This window comes from Rhizobacter sp. P2_H3, assembly GCF_056403355.1.
Genome location: NZ_JBFUFQ010000103.1, coordinates 1 through 20,304 on the forward strand (window position 1 = coordinate 1; position 20,304 = coordinate 20,304).

17 protein-coding genes are annotated in these 20,304 nt (G+C 68.7%); 6 read left to right on the forward strand and 11 right to left on the reverse strand.

What is annotated here, in order from left to right; translation table 11 throughout:
• The 4 genes from AC1D1T_RS18505 to AC1D1T_RS18520 all read left to right on the forward strand — a co-directional run.
• Positions 1-347 (forward strand): cytochrome c oxidase subunit 3 (locus tag AC1D1T_RS18505; protein WP_477992280.1); only part of this gene is annotated, 347 nt, incomplete at its 5' end.
• A 4-nt stretch (positions 348-351) separates the two neighbouring features.
• Positions 352-1,032, forward strand: coding sequence for a heme-copper oxidase subunit III family protein (locus tag AC1D1T_RS18510; RefSeq protein ID WP_477838410.1), 681 nt, complete (start codon positions 352-354; stop codon positions 1,030-1,032).
• Positions 1,033-1,040: 8 nt separating this feature from the next.
• On the forward strand, positions 1,041-1,355 hold the full coding sequence (locus AC1D1T_RS18515; protein WP_047510671.1) for a cytochrome C oxidase subunit IV family protein: 315 nt from the start codon (positions 1,041-1,043) through the stop codon (positions 1,353-1,355).
• A 10-nt stretch (positions 1,356-1,365) separates the two neighbouring features.
• Complete coding sequence (locus AC1D1T_RS18520; protein ID WP_477825539.1) at positions 1,366-2,274, forward strand: heme o synthase; 909 nt, start codon at positions 1,366-1,368, stop codon at positions 2,272-2,274.
• On the opposite strand, the gene AC1D1T_RS18525 is transcribed toward AC1D1T_RS18520, so the two are convergent.
• The 4 genes from AC1D1T_RS18525 to AC1D1T_RS18540 form a co-directional block, all read right to left on the reverse strand.
• A complete protein-coding gene (locus AC1D1T_RS18525; RefSeq protein WP_047510675.1) occupies positions 2,250-2,690 on the reverse strand; it encodes a CBS domain-containing protein in 441 nt (146 codons plus the stop codon). The two genes, AC1D1T_RS18520 and AC1D1T_RS18525, sit on opposite strands and share 25 nt — an antisense overlap.
• A gap of 65 nt (positions 2,691-2,755) precedes the next feature.
• Positions 2,756-4,312: a sulfatase-like hydrolase/transferase gene (locus AC1D1T_RS18530; RefSeq protein ID WP_477825534.1), complete on the reverse strand. Its 1,557-nt coding sequence runs from the start codon at positions 4,310-4,312 to the stop codon at positions 2,756-2,758.
• 21 nt (positions 4,313-4,333) lie between these two features.
• Positions 4,334-5,302: a tripartite tricarboxylate transporter substrate-binding protein gene (locus tag AC1D1T_RS18535; protein WP_477825535.1), complete on the reverse strand. Its 969-nt coding sequence runs from the start codon at positions 5,300-5,302 to the stop codon at positions 4,334-4,336.
• Between the two features lie 25 nt (positions 5,303-5,327).
• Positions 5,328-6,293, reverse strand: a complete 966-nt coding sequence (locus AC1D1T_RS18540; RefSeq protein ID WP_477825536.1) for a tripartite tricarboxylate transporter substrate-binding protein — start codon at positions 6,291-6,293, stop codon at positions 5,328-5,330.
• Positions 6,294-6,396: 103 nt separating this feature from the next.
• On the opposite strand from AC1D1T_RS18540, the gene AC1D1T_RS18545 reads away from it, so the two are divergent.
• A complete protein-coding gene (locus tag AC1D1T_RS18545) occupies positions 6,397-6,948 on the forward strand; it encodes a MarR family winged helix-turn-helix transcriptional regulator (protein WP_465114898.1) in 552 nt (183 codons plus the stop codon).
• Between the two features lie 66 nt (positions 6,949-7,014).
• On the opposite strand, the gene AC1D1T_RS18550 is transcribed toward AC1D1T_RS18545, so the two are convergent.
• From AC1D1T_RS18550 to AC1D1T_RS18560, 3 genes are all read right to left on the reverse strand, one after another.
• Positions 7,015-9,393, reverse strand: coding sequence for a pectate lyase-like domain-containing protein (locus AC1D1T_RS18550; RefSeq protein ID WP_477992281.1), 2,379 nt, complete (start codon positions 9,391-9,393; stop codon positions 7,015-7,017).
• 260 nt (positions 9,394-9,653) lie between these two features.
• A complete protein-coding gene (locus tag AC1D1T_RS18555; RefSeq protein ID WP_465114895.1) occupies positions 9,654-11,549 on the reverse strand; it encodes a S9 family peptidase in 1,896 nt (631 codons plus the stop codon).
• Positions 11,550-11,696: 147 nt separating this feature from the next.
• Complete coding sequence (locus AC1D1T_RS18560) at positions 11,697-14,453, reverse strand: TonB-dependent receptor (protein ID WP_477838403.1); 2,757 nt, start codon at positions 14,451-14,453, stop codon at positions 11,697-11,699.
• Between the two features lie 430 nt (positions 14,454-14,883).
• On the opposite strand from AC1D1T_RS18560, the gene AC1D1T_RS18565 reads away from it, so the two are divergent.
• Positions 14,884-15,624, forward strand: coding sequence for a GntR family transcriptional regulator (locus AC1D1T_RS18565; RefSeq protein ID WP_047510694.1), 741 nt, complete (start codon positions 14,884-14,886; stop codon positions 15,622-15,624).
• Positions 15,625-15,687: 63 nt separating this feature from the next.
• On the opposite strand, the gene AC1D1T_RS18570 is transcribed toward AC1D1T_RS18565, so the two are convergent.
• The 4 genes from AC1D1T_RS18570 to AC1D1T_RS18585 all read right to left on the reverse strand — a co-directional run.
• Positions 15,688-16,644, reverse strand: coding sequence for a glycoside hydrolase family 16 protein (locus tag AC1D1T_RS18570; RefSeq protein WP_477826726.1), 957 nt, complete (start codon positions 16,642-16,644; stop codon positions 15,688-15,690).
• Between the two features lie 7 nt (positions 16,645-16,651).
• On the reverse strand, positions 16,652-17,947 hold the full coding sequence (locus AC1D1T_RS18575) for an MFS transporter (protein WP_047510698.1): 1,296 nt from the start codon (positions 17,945-17,947) through the stop codon (positions 16,652-16,654).
• Between the two features lie 29 nt (positions 17,948-17,976).
• Positions 17,977-19,464, reverse strand: a complete 1,488-nt coding sequence (gene nagZ, locus AC1D1T_RS18580; protein ID WP_465114889.1) for a beta-N-acetylhexosaminidase — start codon at positions 19,462-19,464, stop codon at positions 17,977-17,979.
• Positions 19,461-20,304: SIS domain-containing protein (locus AC1D1T_RS18585; protein WP_477992282.1), on the reverse strand; the 844-nt coding region annotated here is incomplete at its 5' end. The genes nagZ and AC1D1T_RS18585, both read right to left, overlap by 4 nt.

The following is a 20,304-nucleotide window of genomic DNA, read 5'->3' on the forward strand; positions in this document are numbered from 1 at the left end:
GCCTGCTGCTGGCCGGCGGCGTGTGCGCGATGGCCTTCATCGGCGTGCAGCTGTGGGCCTGGCAATCGCTGCTGGCCGCGCGCGTGGGGCTGGCCGGCAACCCGGCCGCCAGCTTCTTCTACGTGCTGACGGCGCTGCACGGGCTGCACGTGCTCGGCGGGCTGGTCGCCTGGGCCTCGACGATGCCCGCCGCGGCGTCGCCGCCGCCCGAGCCGGCGCGCGTGGCGCGGCGCATCGCGCTGTGCGCGCGCTACTGGCACTTCCTGCTGGCCGTGTGGGCGGTGCTGTTCGCCGCCCTCGGCGGGCTGACGCCGGACGTGGTCCGGTTCATCTGCGGCAGGGGGTGACACCATGAGTGCCGTCATCCACGACCCCGGCGCAGCGCCACCGCTCGGCTGGCGCGGGCTGGTCACCGACTGGTCGTCCGACCGCCAGGCGTTCCACGTCGCCTGGGGCAAGGCGATGATGTGGTTCTTCCTGCTCAGCGACACCTTCATCTTCGGCTCCTTCCTGACCGGCTACATGACGGTGCGCACCTCGACCACGGTGCCCTGGCCCAACCCGAGCCAGGTGTTCGCGCTGCACGTCGGCGGCGCCGACGTGCCGCTGCTGCTGATCGCGATCATGACCTTCGTGCTGATCACCAGCAGCGGCACGATGGCGATGGCGGTGAACTGCGCGTACCGGCGCGACCGCGTCAATGCCGCGGCGCTGATGTTCATCACCGCCGGCTTCGGCGAGATGTTCGTCTGCATGCAGGCCTTCGAATGGACCAAGCTGATCCTCGAAGGCGTGCGGCCCTGGGGCAACCCGATGGGGGCGGCGCAGTTCGGCTCGACCTTCTTCATGATCACCGGCTTCCACGGCCTGCACGTCACGGCCGGCGTGATCTACCTGGTCGTGATCGCGGTGCGCCTGCTGCGCGGCCGCTACGACGGCGGCAACTACCAGATCGTCGAGATCGCCGGCCTGTACTGGCACTTCGTCGACCTGGTGTGGGTCTTCATCTTCGCGCTGTTCTACCTGTGGTGAGGTGTGCCATGACGACGGGAACCGGGCAACAGCATCCGATCGGCCTGTACCTCAAGATATGGGCGCTGCTGTTCGTGCTCAGCACGCTGTCGTACGGCGTCGACTACTTCCATTTCCAGGGGCTGCTGCGCTGGACCCTGATCGTGGTCTTCATGCTGCTGAAGGCGGGGCTGATCGTCGCGGTCTTCATGCACCTGGCCTGGGAGCGGCTGGCGCTGATCTGCGCGATCCTGCTGCCGCCGCTGTGCCTGCTGGTGCTGGTCGGGCTGATGGCGTCCGAGGCCGGCCACACGCACCTGACGCGCCTGCTCTTCTTCCGCTGAGGGCTGCCCCATCGATACCATCGCCTCCGTCCCGGCCGCCCGCGCGCCCTGGCGCAGCTACCTGGAGCTGACCAAGCCGCGCGTCGTCGCGCTGATGCTGTTCACCGTCCTCGTCGGCATGCTGCTGTCGACACGCGGGGCGTTGCCGTGGCGCGCGCTGGTCTTCGGCTCGCTGGGCATCGGCCTGGTGGCCGGTGCCGCGGCGGCCGTCAACCACCTGGTCGACCGGCGCATCGACGCGGTCATGGCGCGAACGCGCGGCCGGCCGCTGCCGCGCGGGACGGTGCGCGCCGGGCAGGTGATCGTGTTCGCGACAGGGCTGGGGCTGGGCGGCATGGTGTTCCTGCTGGTCTTCACGAACCCGCTGTGCGCCGCGCTGACCTTCGCGTCGCTGGTCGGCTACGCGGTGGTCTACAGCCTGTTCCTGAAGCACAGCACGCCGCAGAACATCGTCATCGGCGGCGCGGCGGGCGCGGCCCCGCCGCTGCTCGGCTGGGTCGCGGTGACCGGCCAGCTCGACCCGGGTGCGCTGCTGCTGTTCCTGATCATCCTGGTGTGGACGCCGCCGCACTTCTGGGCGCTGGCGATCCACCGCCGCGACGACTATGCGCGCGCCGAGGTGCCGATGCTGCCGGTGACCCACGGCGTCGCCTTCACGTCGGCGCGCATCCTGCACTACACCGTGGCCCTGGTGCTGATCACGGCGCTGCCGTTCGCGATCGGCATGAGCGGCCTGCCCTACCTGGCCGGTGCGATGCTGCTCGGCGGGCGTTTCGTCATGCTGGCATGGCGCCTGCGCCGCGACGTGCGGCTGGCGATGCCGGTGTTCCGCTATTCGATCGCCTACCTGTTCGGCCTGTTCGCGCTGCTGCTGGCCGACCATGCGCTGGCCGGTCAGGAATGGTCCCCGGCGATGTAGTGCTCCAGCTGCTCGATGATGAATTTCTGCTCGGAGATGATGTTCTTCACCAGGTCGCCGATCGAGACCAGGCCGATCAGCTTGCCGCTCTCCATCACGGGCAGGTGGCGCAGCCGGTTGTCGGTCATCAGCGCCATGCATTCCTCGCTGGTGTGGCGCGGGTGCACGTACATCACCGGGCTGGCCATGATGTCGCGCAGCGGCGTCTCGCGCGACGCACGGCCCTTCAGCGCCACCTTGCGGGCGTAATCGCGTTCGCTGACGATGCCGACCACGCGATCGTCCTCGACGACCACCAGCGCGCCGACGTTCGCCTGCGCCATCAGGCGCAGCGCGTCATAGACCGACTCGGCGGGGTCGATCGTGTGGACGGTCGTGTCGACCTTGGCCTTGAGGATGTCGGCGACGGTGGTCATGGCAGCTGCTCCCCGCTACGAACCTGGTCGTAGTGTGCGCCCGCACGGGGCCGGCCGCCAGGGGCCTACCACTGTCCGAAGTACACGCCGGCGCGCTTGTGCGCGTGGGTCCCGCGCTCGACCACCGCATCGCTGACCGTGGTGCGCCGCTTGCGGCGCGCGAGCCAGTCGAACAGCTGCGTGCGCAACTCGATGCGCCGGGTGAGCGTCCCCGCGTCGCGGCCCAGGTCGTGCATCTCGTCGGGATCCGACTGCAGGTCGTAGAGCTGCTCGGGTTCGTCGAGCCAGTACACGTAGCGCCAGCGCGCCGTGCGCAGCGACCAGGCGCGCGCGTTCTGCGGGCTCTTGCCCAGGCGCAGCCGCGCCTGCTTGAAGCTGTAGTCGAGCTCCGAGTACACGCTGTCGCGCCAGGCCGGCGTGCCGCCGTGCAGCAGCGGCAGCAGGCTCTCGCCTTCGAGGCGGTGTGCCGGGCGTTCGATGCCGAGCGCCTCCAGCACGGTCGGCACGATGTCCACGCTCTCGACGAAGCGCGGGTCGACGCTGCCCCGCGTGGCGTCGGCCGCCGGCGACGGATCGACCACGATCAGCGGCACGCGCTGCACCATGTCGAAGAACAGCTCCTTCTCGCCCAGCCAGTGATCGCCGAGGAAGTCGCCATGGTCGGCGGTGAAGACGATCAGCGTGTCGTCCAGCACGCCGAGCCGGTCCATGTGCTCGAACAGCCGGCCGAGGTGGTCGTCGAGCTGGTGGATCAGGCCCTGGTAGGCCGGCCGCACGGTGCGCACGCACTCGTCCATCGAGAAGCTGCGGCTCTCCTCGCTCTCGCGGTAGGCGGCCAGCACCGGATGCGCGTCGCGCAGCTCGGCCTGGGTGCGCAGCACCGGCAGGCATTGGTCGGGCGTGTAGAGCGCGTGGTACGGGGCCGGTGCCATGTAGGGCCAGTGCGGCTTCACGTAGCTCAGGTGCAGCACCCACGGCTCGTCGCCCACGCGCGACATGAAGCGCATGGCCTGGTCGGTCATGTAGGCCGTCTCCGAGTGCTCCTCGCGCACGCGCGCCGGCAGGTGCACGTTGCGCATGTGCCAGCCGCTGACGACCTGGCCGTTCGCGTCGACGGCCGAGATCACGTGGTCGCTCCACGGGTCGGCGCCGGCATAGCCGTGGGAACGCAGGAAGGCCGGGTAGCCGCTTTCGGCGCCGGGCGTGTGGTGGCCGTCGTAGCGGTCGATCTCCTCGAAGCCGCCGCGTTCGAGCAGGGCCGCGAGCTCGCTGCCGCCGTCGAGGTGCAGCCGCGCCAGGCCCTCGCGGTCCGGGATGACGTGCGACTTGCCGGCCAGCACGACGCGCCGGTCCGCGCCGCGCAGGTAGTCGCCGAGCGTCAGCTCGCCGATCGACAGCGGCACGCGGTTCCAGGTGGCGCCGTGGCTCGACGGGTAGCGGCCGGTGTAGTAGCTCATCCGCGAGGGCCCGCAGACACCGGAATTGACGTGGGCCTGCTCGAAGCGCACGCCGCGGCGCGCCAGCGCATCGATGTGGGGCGTGCGCAGCCAGGGGTGGCCGTAGCAGCCCAGGTGATCCCGCCGGAGCTGGTCGGCCATGATGAACAGGACGTTGCGCGGCATCGTGGACTCGCTCACCTCGTCTCAGGGCGCGAAGCCGGAGCGGCGCACCACCGGCTCCCACTGCTCGCGGAAGGCCTTGACCATCTTCGCGGTGTCCGCCGGCGTGCTGACCACCGGGGCCAGGAACAACGCATTGAAGGCCTGCTGGACGGCCGGCTCCTGCATCACGTCGTGGATCGCCTGGCCGAGCAGCTGCACCTTGGCCGGCTGCATCGAGCTGGGCGCGAAGAAGGCGTTCCAGCCGGCGGCGTCGACCTTCATGCCGGCCTCGCGGAAGGTCGGGATGTCTTTCGCGAAGCTCGCACGCTGCGTGCCCGACACCGCCAGGATGCGGACCTTGCCGGCGACGTGCTGCGGGTACAGCGAATCCAGCGTGTCGATGGCGATCGGCACCTTGCCGGCGACCACGTCGGCCAGCAGCGGCGCCGACCCCTTGTAGCCGACGATCTGCGGCTTGATGCTGAGGGCGTCGCCCGCCATCAGGCCGAAGAAGTGCGGCAGGCTGCCGGTGGCCGGCACGCCGAACCTGGTGTCCTGCGGATGGGCCCACAGCCAGCTGACGAGGAACATCAGCCGGTCCAGCGGCACCGCGGGGCCGACGGCGATCGCGAAGTCGTAGCTGGTCACCTGCGACACCGGCACGAAATCCTTGTCGGCGTCGTAGCCCGCCGCCTTGTTGAAGACGATCGGGGCCACCACCATCACCGCGGGGTTGGCCAGCAGCAGCAGGTTCTGGTTGGCCGGCGTGTGGCTGAGCTGCTGCGCGGCGAGCCGCCCGCCGTCGCCGGGGCGGTTGTCGACCGTCACCGCCACCCCGAGCTTCTTGCCGAGGTGCTCGGCCACCACGCGGGCCGCGCGGTCCGTGCTGCCGCCGGCCGCATAGCCGACGACGAGCGTGACCGGCTCGTTCAGCGCCTGCGCCGCAGCGGCCGAAGTCGCGAGCACGAGACAGCAGGCGGCCAGCGGCCGCCAGAGGAGGGGCAAGTTCAAGGGTTGTCTCCCGTTGTCGTGGTGATCAGGGCACGAAGCCCGCCCGCTTGACCACCGGCTCCCACTGCGCGCGGAAGGTCTTCAGCATCTGCGCCGTCTCGGCCGGCGTGCTGAGCACCGGTGTCAGGTACATGGTTTCGAAGGCCTTGCGCACCGACTCGTCCTGCATCGCGGTGCGGATCGCTTGGCCGAGCAGCTGGACCTTGGCCGGCGGCATGGATGCCGGTGCGAAGAAGGCATTCCAGCCGGTGGCGGCGACGTTGAAGCCGGCCTCGCGGAACGTCGGGATGTCTTTCGCGAAGCCCGCGCGCTGCGTGCCCGACATCGCCAGGATGCGCACCTTGCCGGCCGCATGCTGGGCATAGAGCGCGTCCAGCGTGTCGATCGCCACCGGCAGCTGGCCGCCCAGCAGGTCGTTGGCCAGCGGCGCCGAGCCCCGGTAGCTGACGATCTGCGGTGCGACCTTCACCGCATCGCCCAGCATCAGGCCGAAGAAGTGCGGCAGGCTGCCGGCCGCGGGCACGCCGAAGTTGGCCTTCTCGGGATTGGCCTTGAGCCAGGCCACCAGGTGCGGCCACTCGCGCACCGGCACCTCGCGGCCCACGGCCACCGCGAACTGGTAGTCGGCCACGCGCGAGACCGGCACGAAATCCTTGTCCGGGTCGTAGCCCACATCCTTGAAGACGAGCGGCGCCACCACCATCACGGCCGGGTTGCCCAGCATCAGCACGTTCTGGTTCGCGCCCGCGCGGCGCACCTGCTGCGCGGCGATGCGCCCACCGGCGCCGGCCACGTTCTCGACCACCACCGTCACGCCGAGTGCGCTGTGCAGCTTGTCGCCGATGACGCGGGCGACACGGTCCGAGCCGCCGCCCGGTGCATAGCCGACGACCAGCGTCAGCGTGCCGTCCAGCGCGGCCGCCTGGACGCCCCAGGAGGCCAGTGCGACACTGAATCCGGCGACCAGGCGCCATGAGAGCAAGGAACGCATTCAACCCTCCGTCACTTGGTGCGAATCTAGGTGACGGCCCGATGGTTGATCTAATCCATCATCTGCACGCATCGATGCCGCGTGYGAATCACGACACAGTCCGATGACCGCTCCCGTCACCGCCCGATCCCTGCTCGCGCCGCAGGGCCTCGACGACCTGCTGATGTACCGGCTGGCCCGCGTCGTGCGCGCCAGCGGCGGCATGGTCACGCGCCTGGTCGAGGGCGGCTTCGGCATCACGCGGCGCGAATGGGGCATGGTGGCGAGCCTGTACCCGATCGACGAGATCACTTCGTCGGCGCTGGCCGAGCGCCTGCAGCTCGACCGCGTGCGCACCTCGCGCGCGCTGCAGGGCCTGGTGAAGAAGGGGCTCGTGAACTCCCGGCGCAGTGCTGCCGACAAGCGCGTCGTGCACCTGAGCCTGGCCGACAGCGGCCGCCAGCTGTACGAGCAGCTGTTCCCGCGCATCGCGCAGCTCAACACCGAGCTGCTGGCCGCGCTCGACGCGGCGCAGATCGATGTGCTGGCCCACAGCCTGCAGCTGCTCGAAGCGCAGGGCCGCACGATGAGTGCGATGGGCCGCGTGACCGACAAGGCCGACCGCCGCACCGGCGGCGCGCGCCGGCCGTTCTCGCCGGCCGCGGGCCGGCCCTGAGCGCCCGCCAAAGAAAACGGCCCGCCGCTTCACAGCGACGGGCCGCGCTTCAGGCGCCTGCGGCGCTTACGGGAAGTTGATCACGTTCACCGGGATCGTCGACACGCCTTGTGCCGCCGCGCCGGTGTTGTTGACCACGTGGTCGATCACGCCCACGCCGCCCAGCGAGACCGTCAGCACGCTGTGCAGCTTGACGCCCGGCGTGGCTGGAACCTCGAAGCCGCGACCGGCGTGGATCTGCGGGTTGATGTTGAAGAAGCAGTACGCGCCGCCGCCCCACAGCTCGTGCGTCGTCACCGAATCGGCCACCTTGTACGCGGCATAGCCCACCGCGTCGCTGCGCCAGGTGGTCTGGCTCGGTGGGTCGTACGGGAACTCGTTCTGGAAGAAGATCGTCTTGCCGTTCTGGCCGTTCCAGATCACTTCGTACTTCTGGTAGTGCTCGACGAACAGGCCGGTGGCCAGCACGTCGTTGCCGTTCACGACCACGCCGGTGTCGGCGGTGTTGATGCCCCAGCCGGTCGCGGCGATGCCGTGGTCGGCGCGCCAGGCCCAGATGTGGTCGATGATCGTGTTGTGGCTGTTCACGATCAGGCTGTTGGTCGCCTTGCCCGACACCGCGCCGCCGATGCGGAAGAAGATGTCGTGGATGCTGATCGGGTTGGCCGCGTGGTTGTTCGCGGCCCCCGTCGGGCCGACCGTCAGCAGCGATTGGCTGTTCACGGTGCCGGCATCGAACAGCAGGCCGGCGATCTTGACGCCGTCGACATCGGCCACGCTCATCGGCACCACGCCGCCCGTCGGCACCAGGGCCGGGAAGCCCAGGCCCAGCACCACGGTGTTGGCCCGCGTGATGCGGATCGTGTCGTTGAGCTGGTAGGTGCCCGGCGTGAAGAACAGGTTCAGCCCTTGCGCCAGCGCCTGGTTCAGCGTCGCCGCGGTGTCGGCCGGCTTGGCCACGTAGAACTGGCTCATCGGGATCGAGCTGCCGGCCGTCGCGCCGTTGGCCCAGCTGGCGCCGGACGCATTGGTGCGCAGCGACGGCACGAACACGCGGTACTTGCCGGCGCTGTCGATGTACAGGTAGGGCTTGTCGCGCGAGAACGGCGTGGTCGGCAGCACCGTGTACACCGGCTGCGGGAAGGTGGTCGCGGCCGGGCCGCCCGGCACGCCGGAGAACACCATGTTCCAGACGCCGCCGGTCCAGCTGCCGAGGTTGCTGTCACGCGTGTACCACTGCTGCTGCGAGCCGGAGCTGATCTGGCCGTCGATCTTGCTGTCGGCGATGTAGCCGCCGCTCGCGTAGCCCTGGCCGCCGTCCATGTTCGACGGGCCCAGCGTCATGTTGCCCAGCACGTGGATGCGGCGCATCGGTGCGGCCTGCGAGACGGCCCAGCGGTTGGTGCCGCCGTTCGGCACGATCGACAGGTTCTCGGCGGAGCGCCAGAAGTTCTGCGTCGCGTTCTTCTCGTCGCCGAGGTTCCAGCCGCTGTCGACGTTGAGCGCACCGTTCTGGAAGCGCACGTCGTCGGGGTTCACGCCGAGGCCGGCCACCGTCGTGTAGAAGCCCAGGTTGATCCACAGGTCGTCGTAGGTGCCCGGCTTGAACAGGAAGGTGAAGCGCTGGCCGCCGAACTGGGCGGTCGAGCTCTTGTTCATCGAGTCGAAGGCGCTGTTGACCTTGGTGCGGATGGTGTCGATCGGCGTCGACGGCTCGAAGATCGAAACGTTCGGGCCGAAGTCCGGCGTGTCCGAGGTCGGCAGCGTGCTGCCGTTGGTCGTGATCTTGAACGACGAGGCCAGGTCGTTGAAACCGACGCTGCCGAGGTTCGGCGTGTCGCCGGTCAGCGTGACCGAACCGCCGCCGTAGTTGATGTCGTTGAAGAGCTGCACCTTGTAGCCGGCGCGCACCTTCACCGACGAGAAGCGGTCGTTCCACGTGCCACCGACCCAGCTGCTGTCGGCGTCGGCGCAGGTCACGGCGCCGGCGTAGTTGGCGTTCTCGTAGAAGCAGGCGATGCCGGTGGGCACCGGGTCGACCGGCGGGGTCGTGCCGCCCACCGTGTAGCTGAAGGCCGGCGTGTCATAGGCCGGGTTGCCGTTGTTGTAGGTGAACGAGTAGCCGAGCACGGTGCCTTGCGCCGCGTTGGTCACCGCCTGCTCATAGCGCGCGTTGGCGCTGGACCAGGTCATGCGCACGTTCAGCTGGCCGCCACCGTTGACGGTGTAGTGCGTGTCGACCCAGGTCGTGGCGACGGTGGATTTGAACCAGATCGTCGCGGTGCTGCCGGACACGGCAACGCCCTGCGTGTAGTCGGCCGCGCGGGCCGGAAAGGCGATGGCCGCGAGCAGCGCAGCGCAGGCCCACAAGAAAAGCGTCACCCACGACCCGGCGCCGTTCGCGCGCGGGCGGGGGACGCGGTGCATCCCTGCTGAAGTCAACATGTCGATCTCCGTCAAAGGCCGGCCCGGCGGGGCTGGCGGAATTCACGGGCGCAGTGGCTGCGCCCGCCGCATGAGGAACCGGCGCGGTGGTTTGTGTGCGGCGGGATTTGACGGCTGTTGTTGCTCTTCAGGCCACTTGGAACCGATTCCAAGGCGTGAATTTAGTGCAGATCGTGCAGTTGGGGATAGAGGGAAACCCGAAACAACGGTGCGGGGTTGTGGCGGGGTGTAAGTGGCTGCGGGTGATCACATGGCGGCCGTCAAGGCCGCGGTCGCAGGTTCTCCGCCAGGAAGGATTCGAGTTCCTGGAAGAACTGAATCCGGTAGGGCTGGTGGCTCAGCGCATGGTCGCCGAAGGCTTGGCGCACGAAGCGCACGGGCTTGCCCGCGTTGCGCAGCGCATCTGCCATCCATTCGCTCTGCTGCACCGGCACGATGCCGTCGGCACTGCCGTGGATCAGCAGCACCGGGGCCTGGATCTGCCGGGCCAGGTAGCGCGGCGAGATGGCCTTGAGATCGGGACCTCCGATGTAAGGCGAGCCCACCATCGCATCGTTCAGGAAACCACGGCCGCGCCGGTGGGCACGCCGCGACATCGCGGCCTGGTCGCTGACGCCGGCAAAGCTGACCGCGCAGCGGTAGAGGTCCGGCGTCAGAGCTGCACCCATCAAGGCGGCGTAGCCGCCGTAGCTCGCTCCGACAATGCAGATGCGATCGGCATCGACGATGTCCTTGGCGATCAGCCAGTGCAGGGCATCGGTCAGGTCGTCCTGCATCGCCTTGCCGCGCTGGCCGAAGCCGGCGGCACGGAAAGTACGACCCAGGCCCCACGATCCGCGGAAATTGACCTGCACCACCGCGTAGCCGCGATCGGCCAGGAATTGCGCCCAGTGGTCAAAGTCGGCGTCGTCGCTGGCGTCGGGGCCGCCGTGCGGCAGCAACACCGTCGGCAGGGGCTTGCCGGCGCTCGCATCCTTGGGCCGCGTCAGGTAGACGCCCAGCTCGAGGCCGTCGCGCGCGCGAATGCTGATCGCCTCCTTGCGGGCCAGCTGGTCCGGGTCGAGGTCCGGATAGGTCTCGGCGAGCAGGGCAAGCTCGCGGGTCTGCCGGTTGCCGATGAAGAATTGGCCGGGGATGCCGTTGCCGCTCGAGTACATCAGGTACCTCTGCCCGTCCGCACTGAACTGCAGCAGGCGATTGGCGCGCTCGGGGAGCGCACGATCGACGCGGGCCAGCAAGGCCTTCAATTCAGGATCCCAGACGTAGAGGCCGGAATCGCCCAGGCTCGCATCGCGTACGCCGAACACGTCACCCGTGGAGGGCGACACCAGCAAGGAGCCGGCGATGTCGCGGTCCGGATCGCTGAGCAGCAGGTGAAGCGCCAGCGCGGGATCGGAGAGGTCGACGCGGTAGACCGCCAGCCGCCCCTCATGCTCGGCGCGGACATAGAGCTGCTGTGGATCGCGACCGAACCCCAGGGGCCAGATCTCCTTGCCACTGAGCAGCTTGAAGTCCCACAGGGTCCTCCAGTCGGACCCTTCCGCCGATCTCTCGACGATGCGCACCGATGCCTCGTCCCTCCGGATGCCGATGCGCACGCGATGCGCCTGGTCGACCACCCAGTCCTCGACCTCGGTGCGACCCGCCTGCACCAGTCGCGAATCGCCCGATCTGACATCCAGGCGATAGACATCGGGCGCCAACGAGCCGTCCTCGACCAGCACATGGCGACCGTCCGGCAGCACGTCCAGCAGCGAGAAGTTCGACTGCAGCCGCACCGGATCGGTGTTGTCGAAGCGCACCGACCACAGCAGCGAGGCCGCACCACTGATCTCCTCGCCCTGGGTCTGCAGGTGGTAGACGCGCACCATCAGGCGCTCGTTGCTGACCCAATTCACGGCGCCCAGGTGGTGCAGCCTGTTGTCGAACGTGCCGACGATCACCGGCGCGCCGCCCTTGACGTCGCGCGTGACCAGCACCGATTCATCGCCCCGGTTCAGCACGGCGGCAAAGCGGTCGCCGCCCGGTGACAGGACCACATGCTGGATCGCCGGCAGGCGCGCGAAAGCTTCGAGCGGCAGCCGGGCCGCCGCCGGCGATGCCCAGGCCGCCGCAAGCAGCCACCCTGCGAACCACGCACGCCATCGTTTGACCAAGCGCCCCTCCCGGCTTCCTTTGAGTGGCCGGATTCTCGCAGTCCTCGGCCCGCGTCAAAAAAAAGAGGGGGAGCATCGCTGCCCCGCCCTCGATCCCCAAGCACCGGTCCCCCTGCGAGGCCGGTGTTGTCTTCGACGTCCTCGGACTTACATCTTCAAGCGCAGCGAGAGGTAGTACTGGCGGCCGTTCACGTAGAACGCGGTCGGCTGATCCGGGTTGTTCGCGTAGTACTTCAGCTTCGGGTTGTTCAGGTTCATCCCGTCCAGCGTGACCGTCAGGTTGTCGTTGATCTTGTAGCCGATCGACGCCGACACGTTGTCGGTGTCGTCCTGGTACTGCGCCGTGCTGCGGTCCAGGCCGTTGTAGAACTTCGAGCGGAAGCTGTAGTTCACGCGGGCGCTGAAGCTGTCGTTCTCGTAGTAGCCGGTCAGGTTGTAGGTGTTCTTCGAAGCACCCACCAGCGGCCCGCCACCGGTTTCCTCGGCATCGGCGTACGTGTAGTTCGCGATGGTGCCGAAGCCGGCGCCGATCGGTTGCTGGTACGAGAGTTCGAAGCCCTGGACCTTGCCGCTGCTGTTGGTCGGCGAGCTGATCGTGAAGGTTTCCAGCACGCCCGTCCGGACGTTCATGTACTGGGTCTGCGTCTTGCCGAAGCTGACGTAGTTGTTCAGGTCCATGTAGAACAGGCTGGCTGACAACAGCGAGCGCGGAGCGAAGTACCACTCCAGCCCGAGGTCCACGTTCGTCGAGCGGATGGGCTCCAGGTTCGGGTTGCCGCCGTTGCCCGTGTGCGTGAGTTCGTCCAGGCTCACCGAACCGGCCAGTGCGCTGTAGTCAGGGCGTGCCATGGTCTTGGCGATGCCGAAGCGCGCCACCAGGTCCTTGGACACGTCGTACTTCAGGTTGACGCTGGGCAACACGTCGGTGTAGGTGTTGGTCACCTCGTTGCGATAGAACGGGCCGAAGGCCGACGTGGTGATCGCACCGGGCACGGTGGCCGGGTCGACGCCTGCAGGAATCGCGACGTTCTGCAACACGTTTTCATTCGTGCGGACCAGGCGCACGCCGACGTTGCCGCTCCAGCGGTTGCCTTCCAGGTTGGCCATCACGTACGCCGCGGTGTTCTTCTCGCGCATCGAGAACTCACCCGGCCAGTACTGGCGCGACACCGGATCGCGGTTCGAGTACTGGTCGCCCCAGGCCTCGAGCGCAGCCGGATCGAGCTGCCACGGCATGTGCGGGAAGTTGCCGCCACCCAGGCCACCGCCGAAATTGCCCGGGTAGGTCGTGCCATTCCAGGCCGGCAGGTTGTCGAATGCACCGGGTCCAGGACCCTGGGCCGTCCAGGTCGACTCACGCGTGTGCTCGGCGAAGCGCGCACCGAACTTCAGACCGGTGACGGCCCCTGCCTCGAGGGCGTATTCGCCATCGAGCTGGCCCCAGTTTTCCTTGTCCTTCGTGGCGGCCGGGCTGGCACCGAAGACCCAGTCGAGCCGGGTCTGGCCCGGCACGTTGAAGCTGCCCTGGTTGATCCCCGGCAAGGCCGCATCGGCCGGTGAACTGATGCCATGCAGCGTGTAGCTCGCACCGGTGTTCAGGATGTCCTGCTCGTAGACGGCCTGCTTCGGCGTTTCACCCTTCCCCTTCGAAGTGCCGATCTTGCTCAGCAGCGTCAGCTTGTCGTTGACGTTCCACTTGCCATCCAGGTTGTAGAAGTCGCTGACCGCATTGGCACCCGGGCGGTAGATCTGGTCGACGATGCCGTATTGCTTGTCTTGCGCCGGCGTCTGGCCGGGCACACCGATGTTCTGGAACGTTGCGGACACCAGCGTGCCGTTGCGCACGACGTAGCCCGGATCCGGCGCCTGTCCGTTGCCGCCGTCCAGGATCTTCGACGGGAAGATCAGGTAGTTGCGGTTGTAGTTGGTGGCTTCCATCTTCGAGCGGAAGCCGCTCAGGTCCAGCGTCACGTCGTTGGTGGGCTTGATCTGCAGGTCGATGAAGGCGCCTTCGCGCTTGCGTTCCTGCTCGAACAAGGCCGAACCGATGCCGTTCGGATACAGGACGCCCGCGAGGTCGGGGTTCGACAACGCGATCGGGCTTCCCGCGGCGATGGCCGTGTAGCCCAGCATTTCCTGGCCGTCACGGCGCAGGTGGCGCTTCTCGGAGAACGCCTGGACCAGCACGCCGAAGCTGTTGGCCTCGTTCTTCCAGTTGAACAGCGCATTCAACTGCGGATCGGTCTTCTCCGGCAGGTCGGCATACACCGCACCCACCGTCGCTTCCAGCGTCAGCTGCTTCTTGAAGTCCAGCGGCTTGCGGGTCTGGATGTCGACCGTGCCGGCCACGCCGCCTTCGACCAGGTCCGCGCGCGAGCTCTTGTTCACGACGACGGCGCCGACCAGTTCCGACGGCAGCAGCGAGTAGCTGACGCTGCGGCCGACCGTGCCGACCTGGTTCAGCACGAACCAGTCGCCGGAGCCGACCATGTGGCCGTTGATCATCGTCTGCGTCAGGCTGGGGTTGGTGCCCCGCAGGCTGACCCGGTCGGCTTCGTCGAAGCCGCCTTCGCCGGCGCCGGCCGAGCTGATGTTGACGCCCGGGATACGCTGCAGCGAATCGGCGACGTTCTTGTCCGGCATCTTGCCGATGTCTTCGGCCGTGATGACTTCAACCACCGAATCGGCGTTGCGCTTGCGGTTCAGCGACTGCTGCAGCGAGCCACGAATGCCGGTGATCACCACCGCTTCCAGGTTCTGCGCGTTCTTCGCCGGCGCGGCAGTTTCAATCGGCTTCTCGGCCGCCACCGGCGCCGAAGCGGCCTGCGCCGGCTGCGGTGCCGACGCGGCGGCAGCCGCTGGTGCGGCTGCGTCCTGTGCGTGGGCAGCGGTGAACGCGCTCATCAGAGCAAGCGCGACCGCCGATGCGATGGGAGTCCTTTTAGCTTTCATGTCTGCCTCTGTTGCCTGGGTTAATGGGCCGCCGAAACTGATTCGGCCTGTTAGGAAACCTGGGACCTCATCTGCAGACCACCGGGAAAGTGGACTGCAGCTCCTTCCCCCGAGAACCGTGACGCTTTTGATGCCAGTTCTAGTACCAGTAAGCTACCACTAGAGGCCACTATGCTACCAATTTCACGCGATTGCAATAGCGTCGTCAGTCAGCAACCACGGGGAAACCACTGATGTAAAGTGCGGTCCGAGGGCCATTGAAACTGTCATTCGTGCGGTCCTTTCGGACTTCTTGTATTGAATTGGTATGGTCCATCACCATCTACCCTTGAGAGATCGCCGCAACCCGGCCACACGAGCCGGATAAAACAAAGGGGTTTGCATGACGACATTGGCCCAGGTGCTCAAGCCGCTGGACCCGAATCACAGCCTGCCGCTGTACCAACAGCTGCAGCGTGCGGTGCGCGAGGCCATCGAGCGCCGCGTGCTGGGGCCCGACGACGCCCTGCCCTCCGAGCGCCAGCTCGCCGAGGATTTCGCGGTCTCGCGCATCACGGTGCGCCGGGCGATCGAGGGGCTGGCCGAAGAAGGCTGGCTGGTGCGCCGGCAGGGTTCTGGCAACTTCGTGTCCTCTCGCGTCGAGAAGAACTTCGCGAAGCTGACCTCGTTCTCCGAGGACATGCGCGCCCGCGGCAGCCGCCCGCACAGCGTGTGGCTGAAGCGCTCGCAAGGCACGGTGACGCCGGAAGAGGCGCTGAAGCTCGCGCTGAGCCCCGGCGCGCTGGTCTACCGCTTCAACCGGCTGCGCTATGCCGACGACGCGCCGATGGCGATCGAGATCGCTACCGTGGTGGCGGGCTGCCTGCCGTCGCTGGAAGCGGTGGGCGATTCGCTGTACGCGGCGCTCGAGCAGCAGGGCAACCGGCCGGTGCGCGCGCTGCAGCGGCTGCGGGCGCTGCTGCTGAACGCCGAGCAGGCGCGGCTGCTGGAGGCGAACGTCGGCGATGCCGGGCTGCTGGTCGAGCGGCTGGGCTACCTGCGCGACGGCCGTGCGATCGAGCTCTCGCAGAGCTTCTACCGCGGCGACATGTACGACTTCGTCGCCGAGCTGAACGCGGGCTGAGGCCGGAAGGCGGTCCGTGCGGCATGCGTTCATGTGAATGGGCGCGGGCTGCACGGCGTGACCTCAGAAGTCGCAGGTGGAGGTGAGCGGCGGCTCGGCCGCCGGCACGGTGTCGACGGCGGTCTGCCCGGCACGGCGCAGCGCCTGCACCGCCTGCGTCACCTCGGCGGGCGTCATCACGCGGTTGCGTGCGTGGTAGACCCAGTCGACATCCTCTTCATACGCGCGCGGCGCCGACACGCCGGCCAGTTGCCCCGCCGGCACGAACCACTGGCTGAACGCGATCGCCATCGGCACGACCGGGTAATTGCGCCCGCCATGCTCGTCGAGCTGCCGGCCGTCCAGGAAGAAGCGGCTCTTGCCGCCGGCCACCTGCATCATCAGCACATGCCAGCCGCCGCCCGAAGGCCCCAGCGCCGCGAAGTGCTGCAGCGGCTGGTTGTACGCATCCCACGGGTCGAGGCGCACCGTCTGCCAGCTCACGCCGTAGAGCCGCGTGCGCGCATCGCCCCAGCCGCCGTTCGGCAGGTACTCCCAGTCGAGCTCGCTGTACTGCGGGTCGTACGGAAAGCGCAGCGGGCTCACCGTGTAGAAGGTCTGCACGAGCACGTCGCCATCCGGCCCCTGCACCGGCGCGTCGCTGAAGCGGATGCGGGCGGCGTAGGTGCCTTCGAGGTACTTGCGGGCATGGCACAGCTGGGCCTGCGTCGTGCCGGCGGGCGTGCCGTCGGTGCGCGCGCTCAGGCGCAGCAGCCGGTTGCCGGGCTGCGCCGGATCGTCGACCAATGACAGCGCGCCCGCACCCCAGCCTGCACCCTCGATGCCGGGGTGGCCGCGCTTGTCGCGCACCGTCCAGCCGCCGGCGGCGAGCGCGGCGACGTTCGGCTGGCTGAAGTCGTCGAAGAACACGCCGGCTGCCGGTGACGCAGGCACTGCAGCAGGCGCAGGCACGCCGGCGCACCCCGCCAGCAAGGAGCCGGCGATGACGCATGCAGCGAGTGACAGGCGGCGCATCTTCATCGCGTGCTCAGGCCTCGGCCACCTGCGTCGGCGCCGTGGGCTCGGCCGGCTTCGATTCCAAGGGCACGAAGCGCGCAAGGATCAGCACCGGCACCGCGCACGCGAGCCCCCACAGGAAGAAGTTCTGGTAGCCCAGCGCCACCTGGATGTCGCCGCTGATGGTGCGGAACAGGCTCATGCCCAGCCCCATCACGCCCGAGCCGATCGCGTAGTGCGCCGTCTGGTAGCGTCCCACCGACACCACCTGCATCAGGTACAGGATCACGCCGACGAAGCCGAAGCCGTAGCCGAACATCTCCAGGCTCAGCGCCGCGGCGATCACGCCGAAGTTCGTCGGCATCGCGGTGCTGAGGAAGACGAACGCGATGCTCGGCAGGTTCATCGCGAGGATCAGCCACACCATCGCGCGCTTCAGCCCCAGCCATGCCGCGAAGTAGCCGCCGACGATGCTGCCGCCGATGAACGCGATCGTGCCCGCCGTGCCGTAGGCCCAGCCGACCTGGTCGGTGCTGAGGCCGAGCCCGCCCACGTCGCGCGCGGCGCGCAGGAAGATCGGCCCGATGGTCTGGATCTGCCCCTCGCTGGCGCGGAACAGGATGATGAAGAGGATCGCGAGCCAGATGCCCGGCTTGCGCAGGAAATCCTGGATCACGTGCCACAGCGTGCGGCTCACGTCGGCGGCCGAGCCGGCTTCCGAGGCCACGTTGCGCGTGCCCGGCAGCGACCACGCGTTGTAGAGCCCGAGCACCACCATCGCGGCGGCCAGCATCAGGAAGATCGCGGTCCAGGCGGCCGGCACGCCGATCGATTTCTCGAGCGAGCCGGCGAGGATCAGCAGGCCGCCCGCCGACACGAAGCGCGCGACGTTGAAGAACGCGCCCTGCCAGCCGGCGTACTCGGCCTGCGCCTTGTTGTCGAGGCTCGCGATGTACAGCCCGTCGGAGGCCACGTCGTGCGTCGCCGACGCGAGCGACACCAGCGACAGCGCGGCGATCGCGATCACGAAGAACGCCGGCAGGTGCAGCGCGATCGCCGTCAGCGCGAGCCCGCCCGCGCCGAGCAGCTGGAACACGATCACCACCGATTTCTTGCTCGGCGCCAGCTCGAGGAACGGGCTCCACAGCCACTTGATGCCCCAGGCCAGGCTCAGCACGCCGAGCCAGCGCGTGATCTGCTCGTTGGGCACCTGCATGCTGATCAGCATCTGCTGCGCGATCACGTTGACCGCGAAGAACGGCAGCCCCTGCGCGAGGTAGAGGCTCGGCACCCAGCGGATCGGCGAACCCTTCGTGGCGGTGGTCATGCGGGGGAACTCCAGAACTTCGGTGTGGATCAGCGACGGGTGTCCAGCCGCACCGGCGAGCGGCCGGGTGCGGTGGTGCGGCGTTCGAGCCAGTCGCGCAACGCGACCAGCGCCCCGGTGGCATAGCCCCAGGTGATGACGGCGGGCGCCGGGATGTCCAGCGCCTGGTACGGGTTCCACAGCACGACGTGCAGGTCGGCCCGCCACGCCTTGGCGCGCGCGTCGTAGCGGTCGCGGTGGTTCGAGACGACGACGTTCAGGCGGCCGTCGCGCGGGATGGTGGTCCAGTCGAGCTCGGCCAGCACGTCGAGCTCGACCATGTCGACGCTCGCGAAACCGCCGAACAGCTCGGCCACCTGCGCGCCCGCGAGACCGGCCTCGGAGACGCCGTCGCTCGGCACCGCGCGCTGCGTGAACACGCGCAGCCGGTGATCGCGGCGCAGCACCGGCGCGGTGCCGCGCGTCGTCAGGCCGGCGGCCCAGGCGCGGTGCATCAGGTCGTCGTCGCGCTCGTGCTGCGCCGGCGTGTAGTCGGCATGACGCACCGGGTAGCGGGCGGCCAGGCGGTCGAGCCGCGCGTTCGCCTTGGCAAGCTTCTCGGCGCCCAGGTCGCCGCTCGCCTGCGCGCGCTGGATCGCGCGGATCGCGGCCAGCTGCTCCTCCTGCGTGCCGAGCGCCATCACCATGTCGGCGCCGGCCTGCAGCGCGAGCACCGCGGCGCGGTCGTGGCCGTAGCGGTCGTGGATCGCCTTCATCACCAGCGAGTCGGTGATCACGACGCCGTCGTAGCCCCAGCTCTCGCGCAGCAGCGTGCCCAGCACGCGGCGCGACAGCGTCGCCGGGTGCTCGGGGTCGAGCTGCGGGTAGACGATGTGCGCCGTCATCATCGCCGGCGCCTCGTGGCGCAGCGCGCGGAACGGCACGAACTCCAGCGCCTCCAGCTGGGCCAGCGACTTGTTCACCTCGGGCAGGTCGCGGTGCGAATCGACGTGCGTGTCGCCATGCCCCGGGAAGTGCTTCACGCAGCAGGCCACGCCTTCGCGCAGCGAGCCGCGCATCCACGCGCCGGCCAGCTTCGTCACCGCCAGCGGGTCTTCCGAGAAGCTGCGCTCGGCGATCACCGGGTTGGCCGGGTTGTTGTTCACGTCGAGCACCGGCGCGAAGTTCCAGTTGATGCCCAGGCTCGCGAGGCCGCGCGCGACCGCCGCGCCGACCTCCTCGGCCATCGCCTCGTCGCCGGCGGCGCCGAGCGCCATCGCGGCCGGTGCCTGCGGCAGGAAGGTCGAGCGCACCACCGAGCCGCCTTCCTGGTCGATGCCGATCAGCGCATGCTCGCCCATCGCCTCGCGCAGGTCGGCGGTGAGCTTGCGCACCTCGGCCTCGGTGCCGAGGTTCCATCGGAACAGGCAGATCGCGCGGATGTGGTGCTCGCGCAGGAATGAAGCGGTCGATCCATCCAGGTTCTTGCCCGGGATGTTGACCATCACCAACTGCCCTGGATGGAACACCGTGCTCATTGCGTCCTCGTCACCTTGGCCAGGAACTTCGGTTTGTCGGGATCGAAGCCGCGCGCACGCGCCAGCGCCTCGACCATCGGGTAGAAGCTCTGCACGACCGAGATCGGGTCGAGCTCGATCGACGCGGTCTCGACGATCGGCAGGTTCGCGTGCGGCGTGCCGCCGGGCGCCGCCAGCAGCACCTTGGCGCCGCGCGCGCGCATCTCGTCGGCGAGCGCCAGCAGGCCGGCCTGCGCCGGGCCGCGCGGCGCGAAGATCAGCAGCGGGTAGCCTTCGTCGATCAGCGCCATMGGGCCGTGCTTGACCTCGGCGCCCGAGAACGCCTCGGCCTGGATCGCGCAGRTCTCCTTGAACTTCAGCGCCGCTTCCAGCGCGACCGGCAGCCCGGTGCCGCGGCCGATCACGAACAGCTTGTCGGCGTGGACCAGCGCATCGACCGCCGGCGTCCAGTCGGCATGCGCGGCGCGCGACAGCACGCCGGGCAGCGCCGACAGCGCGGCCTGCAGCACCAGGTCGTCCTGCCACGCGGCCACCGTGCGCGCGCCGGCCACCATCTGCGTGATGAAGCTCTTGGTCGCCGCGACGCYGGTCTCGGCCCCGGCGTGCAGCGGGAACACCCACTGCGCGGCCTTCGCGAGCGGCGACTCCGGGTCGTTGACGAAGGCCGCGGTGCAGGCGCCGCCGTCGCTGAAATAGCGCATCGGCGCCACCAGGTCGGGGCTCTGGCCCGATTGCGAGAACGCCATCGCCGCCAGGCCGTCGCACTGGATCTGCGACTGGTACAGCGTGATCAGCGACTTCGGCAGCGAGGTCACCAGCCGGCCCTTGCGCGCCATGATC

Excerpts from the sequence above, each read along its gene's own strand:
- AC1D1T_RS18540 (WP_477825536.1), bottom strand. The coding sequence starts at position 6,293 with ATGCGTTCCTTGCTCTCATGGCGCCTGGTCGCCGGATTCAGTGTCGCA.
- AC1D1T_RS18510 (WP_477838410.1), top strand. The coding sequence starts at position 352 with ATGAGTGCCGTCATCCACGACCCCGGCGCAGCGCCACCGCTCGGCTGG.
- AC1D1T_RS18565 (WP_047510694.1), top strand. The coding sequence starts at position 14,884 with ATGACGACATTGGCCCAGGTGCTCAAGCCGCTGGACCCGAATCACAGC.
- AC1D1T_RS18560 (WP_477838403.1), bottom strand. The coding sequence starts at position 14,453 with ATGAGCGCGTTCACCGCTGCCCACGCACAGGACGCAGCCGCACCAGCG.
- AC1D1T_RS18575 (WP_047510698.1), bottom strand. The coding sequence starts at position 17,947 with ATGACCACCGCCACGAAGGGTTCGCCGATCCGCTGGGTGCCGAGCCTC.
- AC1D1T_RS18570 (WP_477826726.1), bottom strand. The coding sequence starts at position 16,644 with ATGAAGATGCGCCGCCTGTCACTCGCTGCATGCGTCATCGCCGGCTCC.
- AC1D1T_RS18550 (WP_477992281.1), bottom strand. The coding sequence starts at position 9,393 with ATGTTGACTTCAGCAGGGATGCACCGCGTCCCCCGCCCGCGCGCGAAC.
- nagZ (WP_465114889.1), bottom strand. The coding sequence starts at position 19,464 with ATGAGCACGGTGTTCCATCCAGGGCAGTTGGTGATGGTCAACATCCCG.
- AC1D1T_RS18525 (WP_047510675.1), bottom strand. The coding sequence starts at position 2,690 with ATGACCACCGTCGCCGACATCCTCAAGGCCAAGGTCGACACGACCGTC.
- AC1D1T_RS18530 (WP_477825534.1), bottom strand. The coding sequence starts at position 4,312 with ATGCCGCGCAACGTCCTGTTCATCATGGCCGACCAGCTCCGGCGGGAT.
- AC1D1T_RS18515 (WP_047510671.1), top strand. The coding sequence starts at position 1,041 with ATGACGACGGGAACCGGGCAACAGCATCCGATCGGCCTGTACCTCAAG.
- AC1D1T_RS18545 (WP_465114898.1), top strand. The coding sequence starts at position 6,397 with ATGACCGCTCCCGTCACCGCCCGATCCCTGCTCGCGCCGCAGGGCCTC.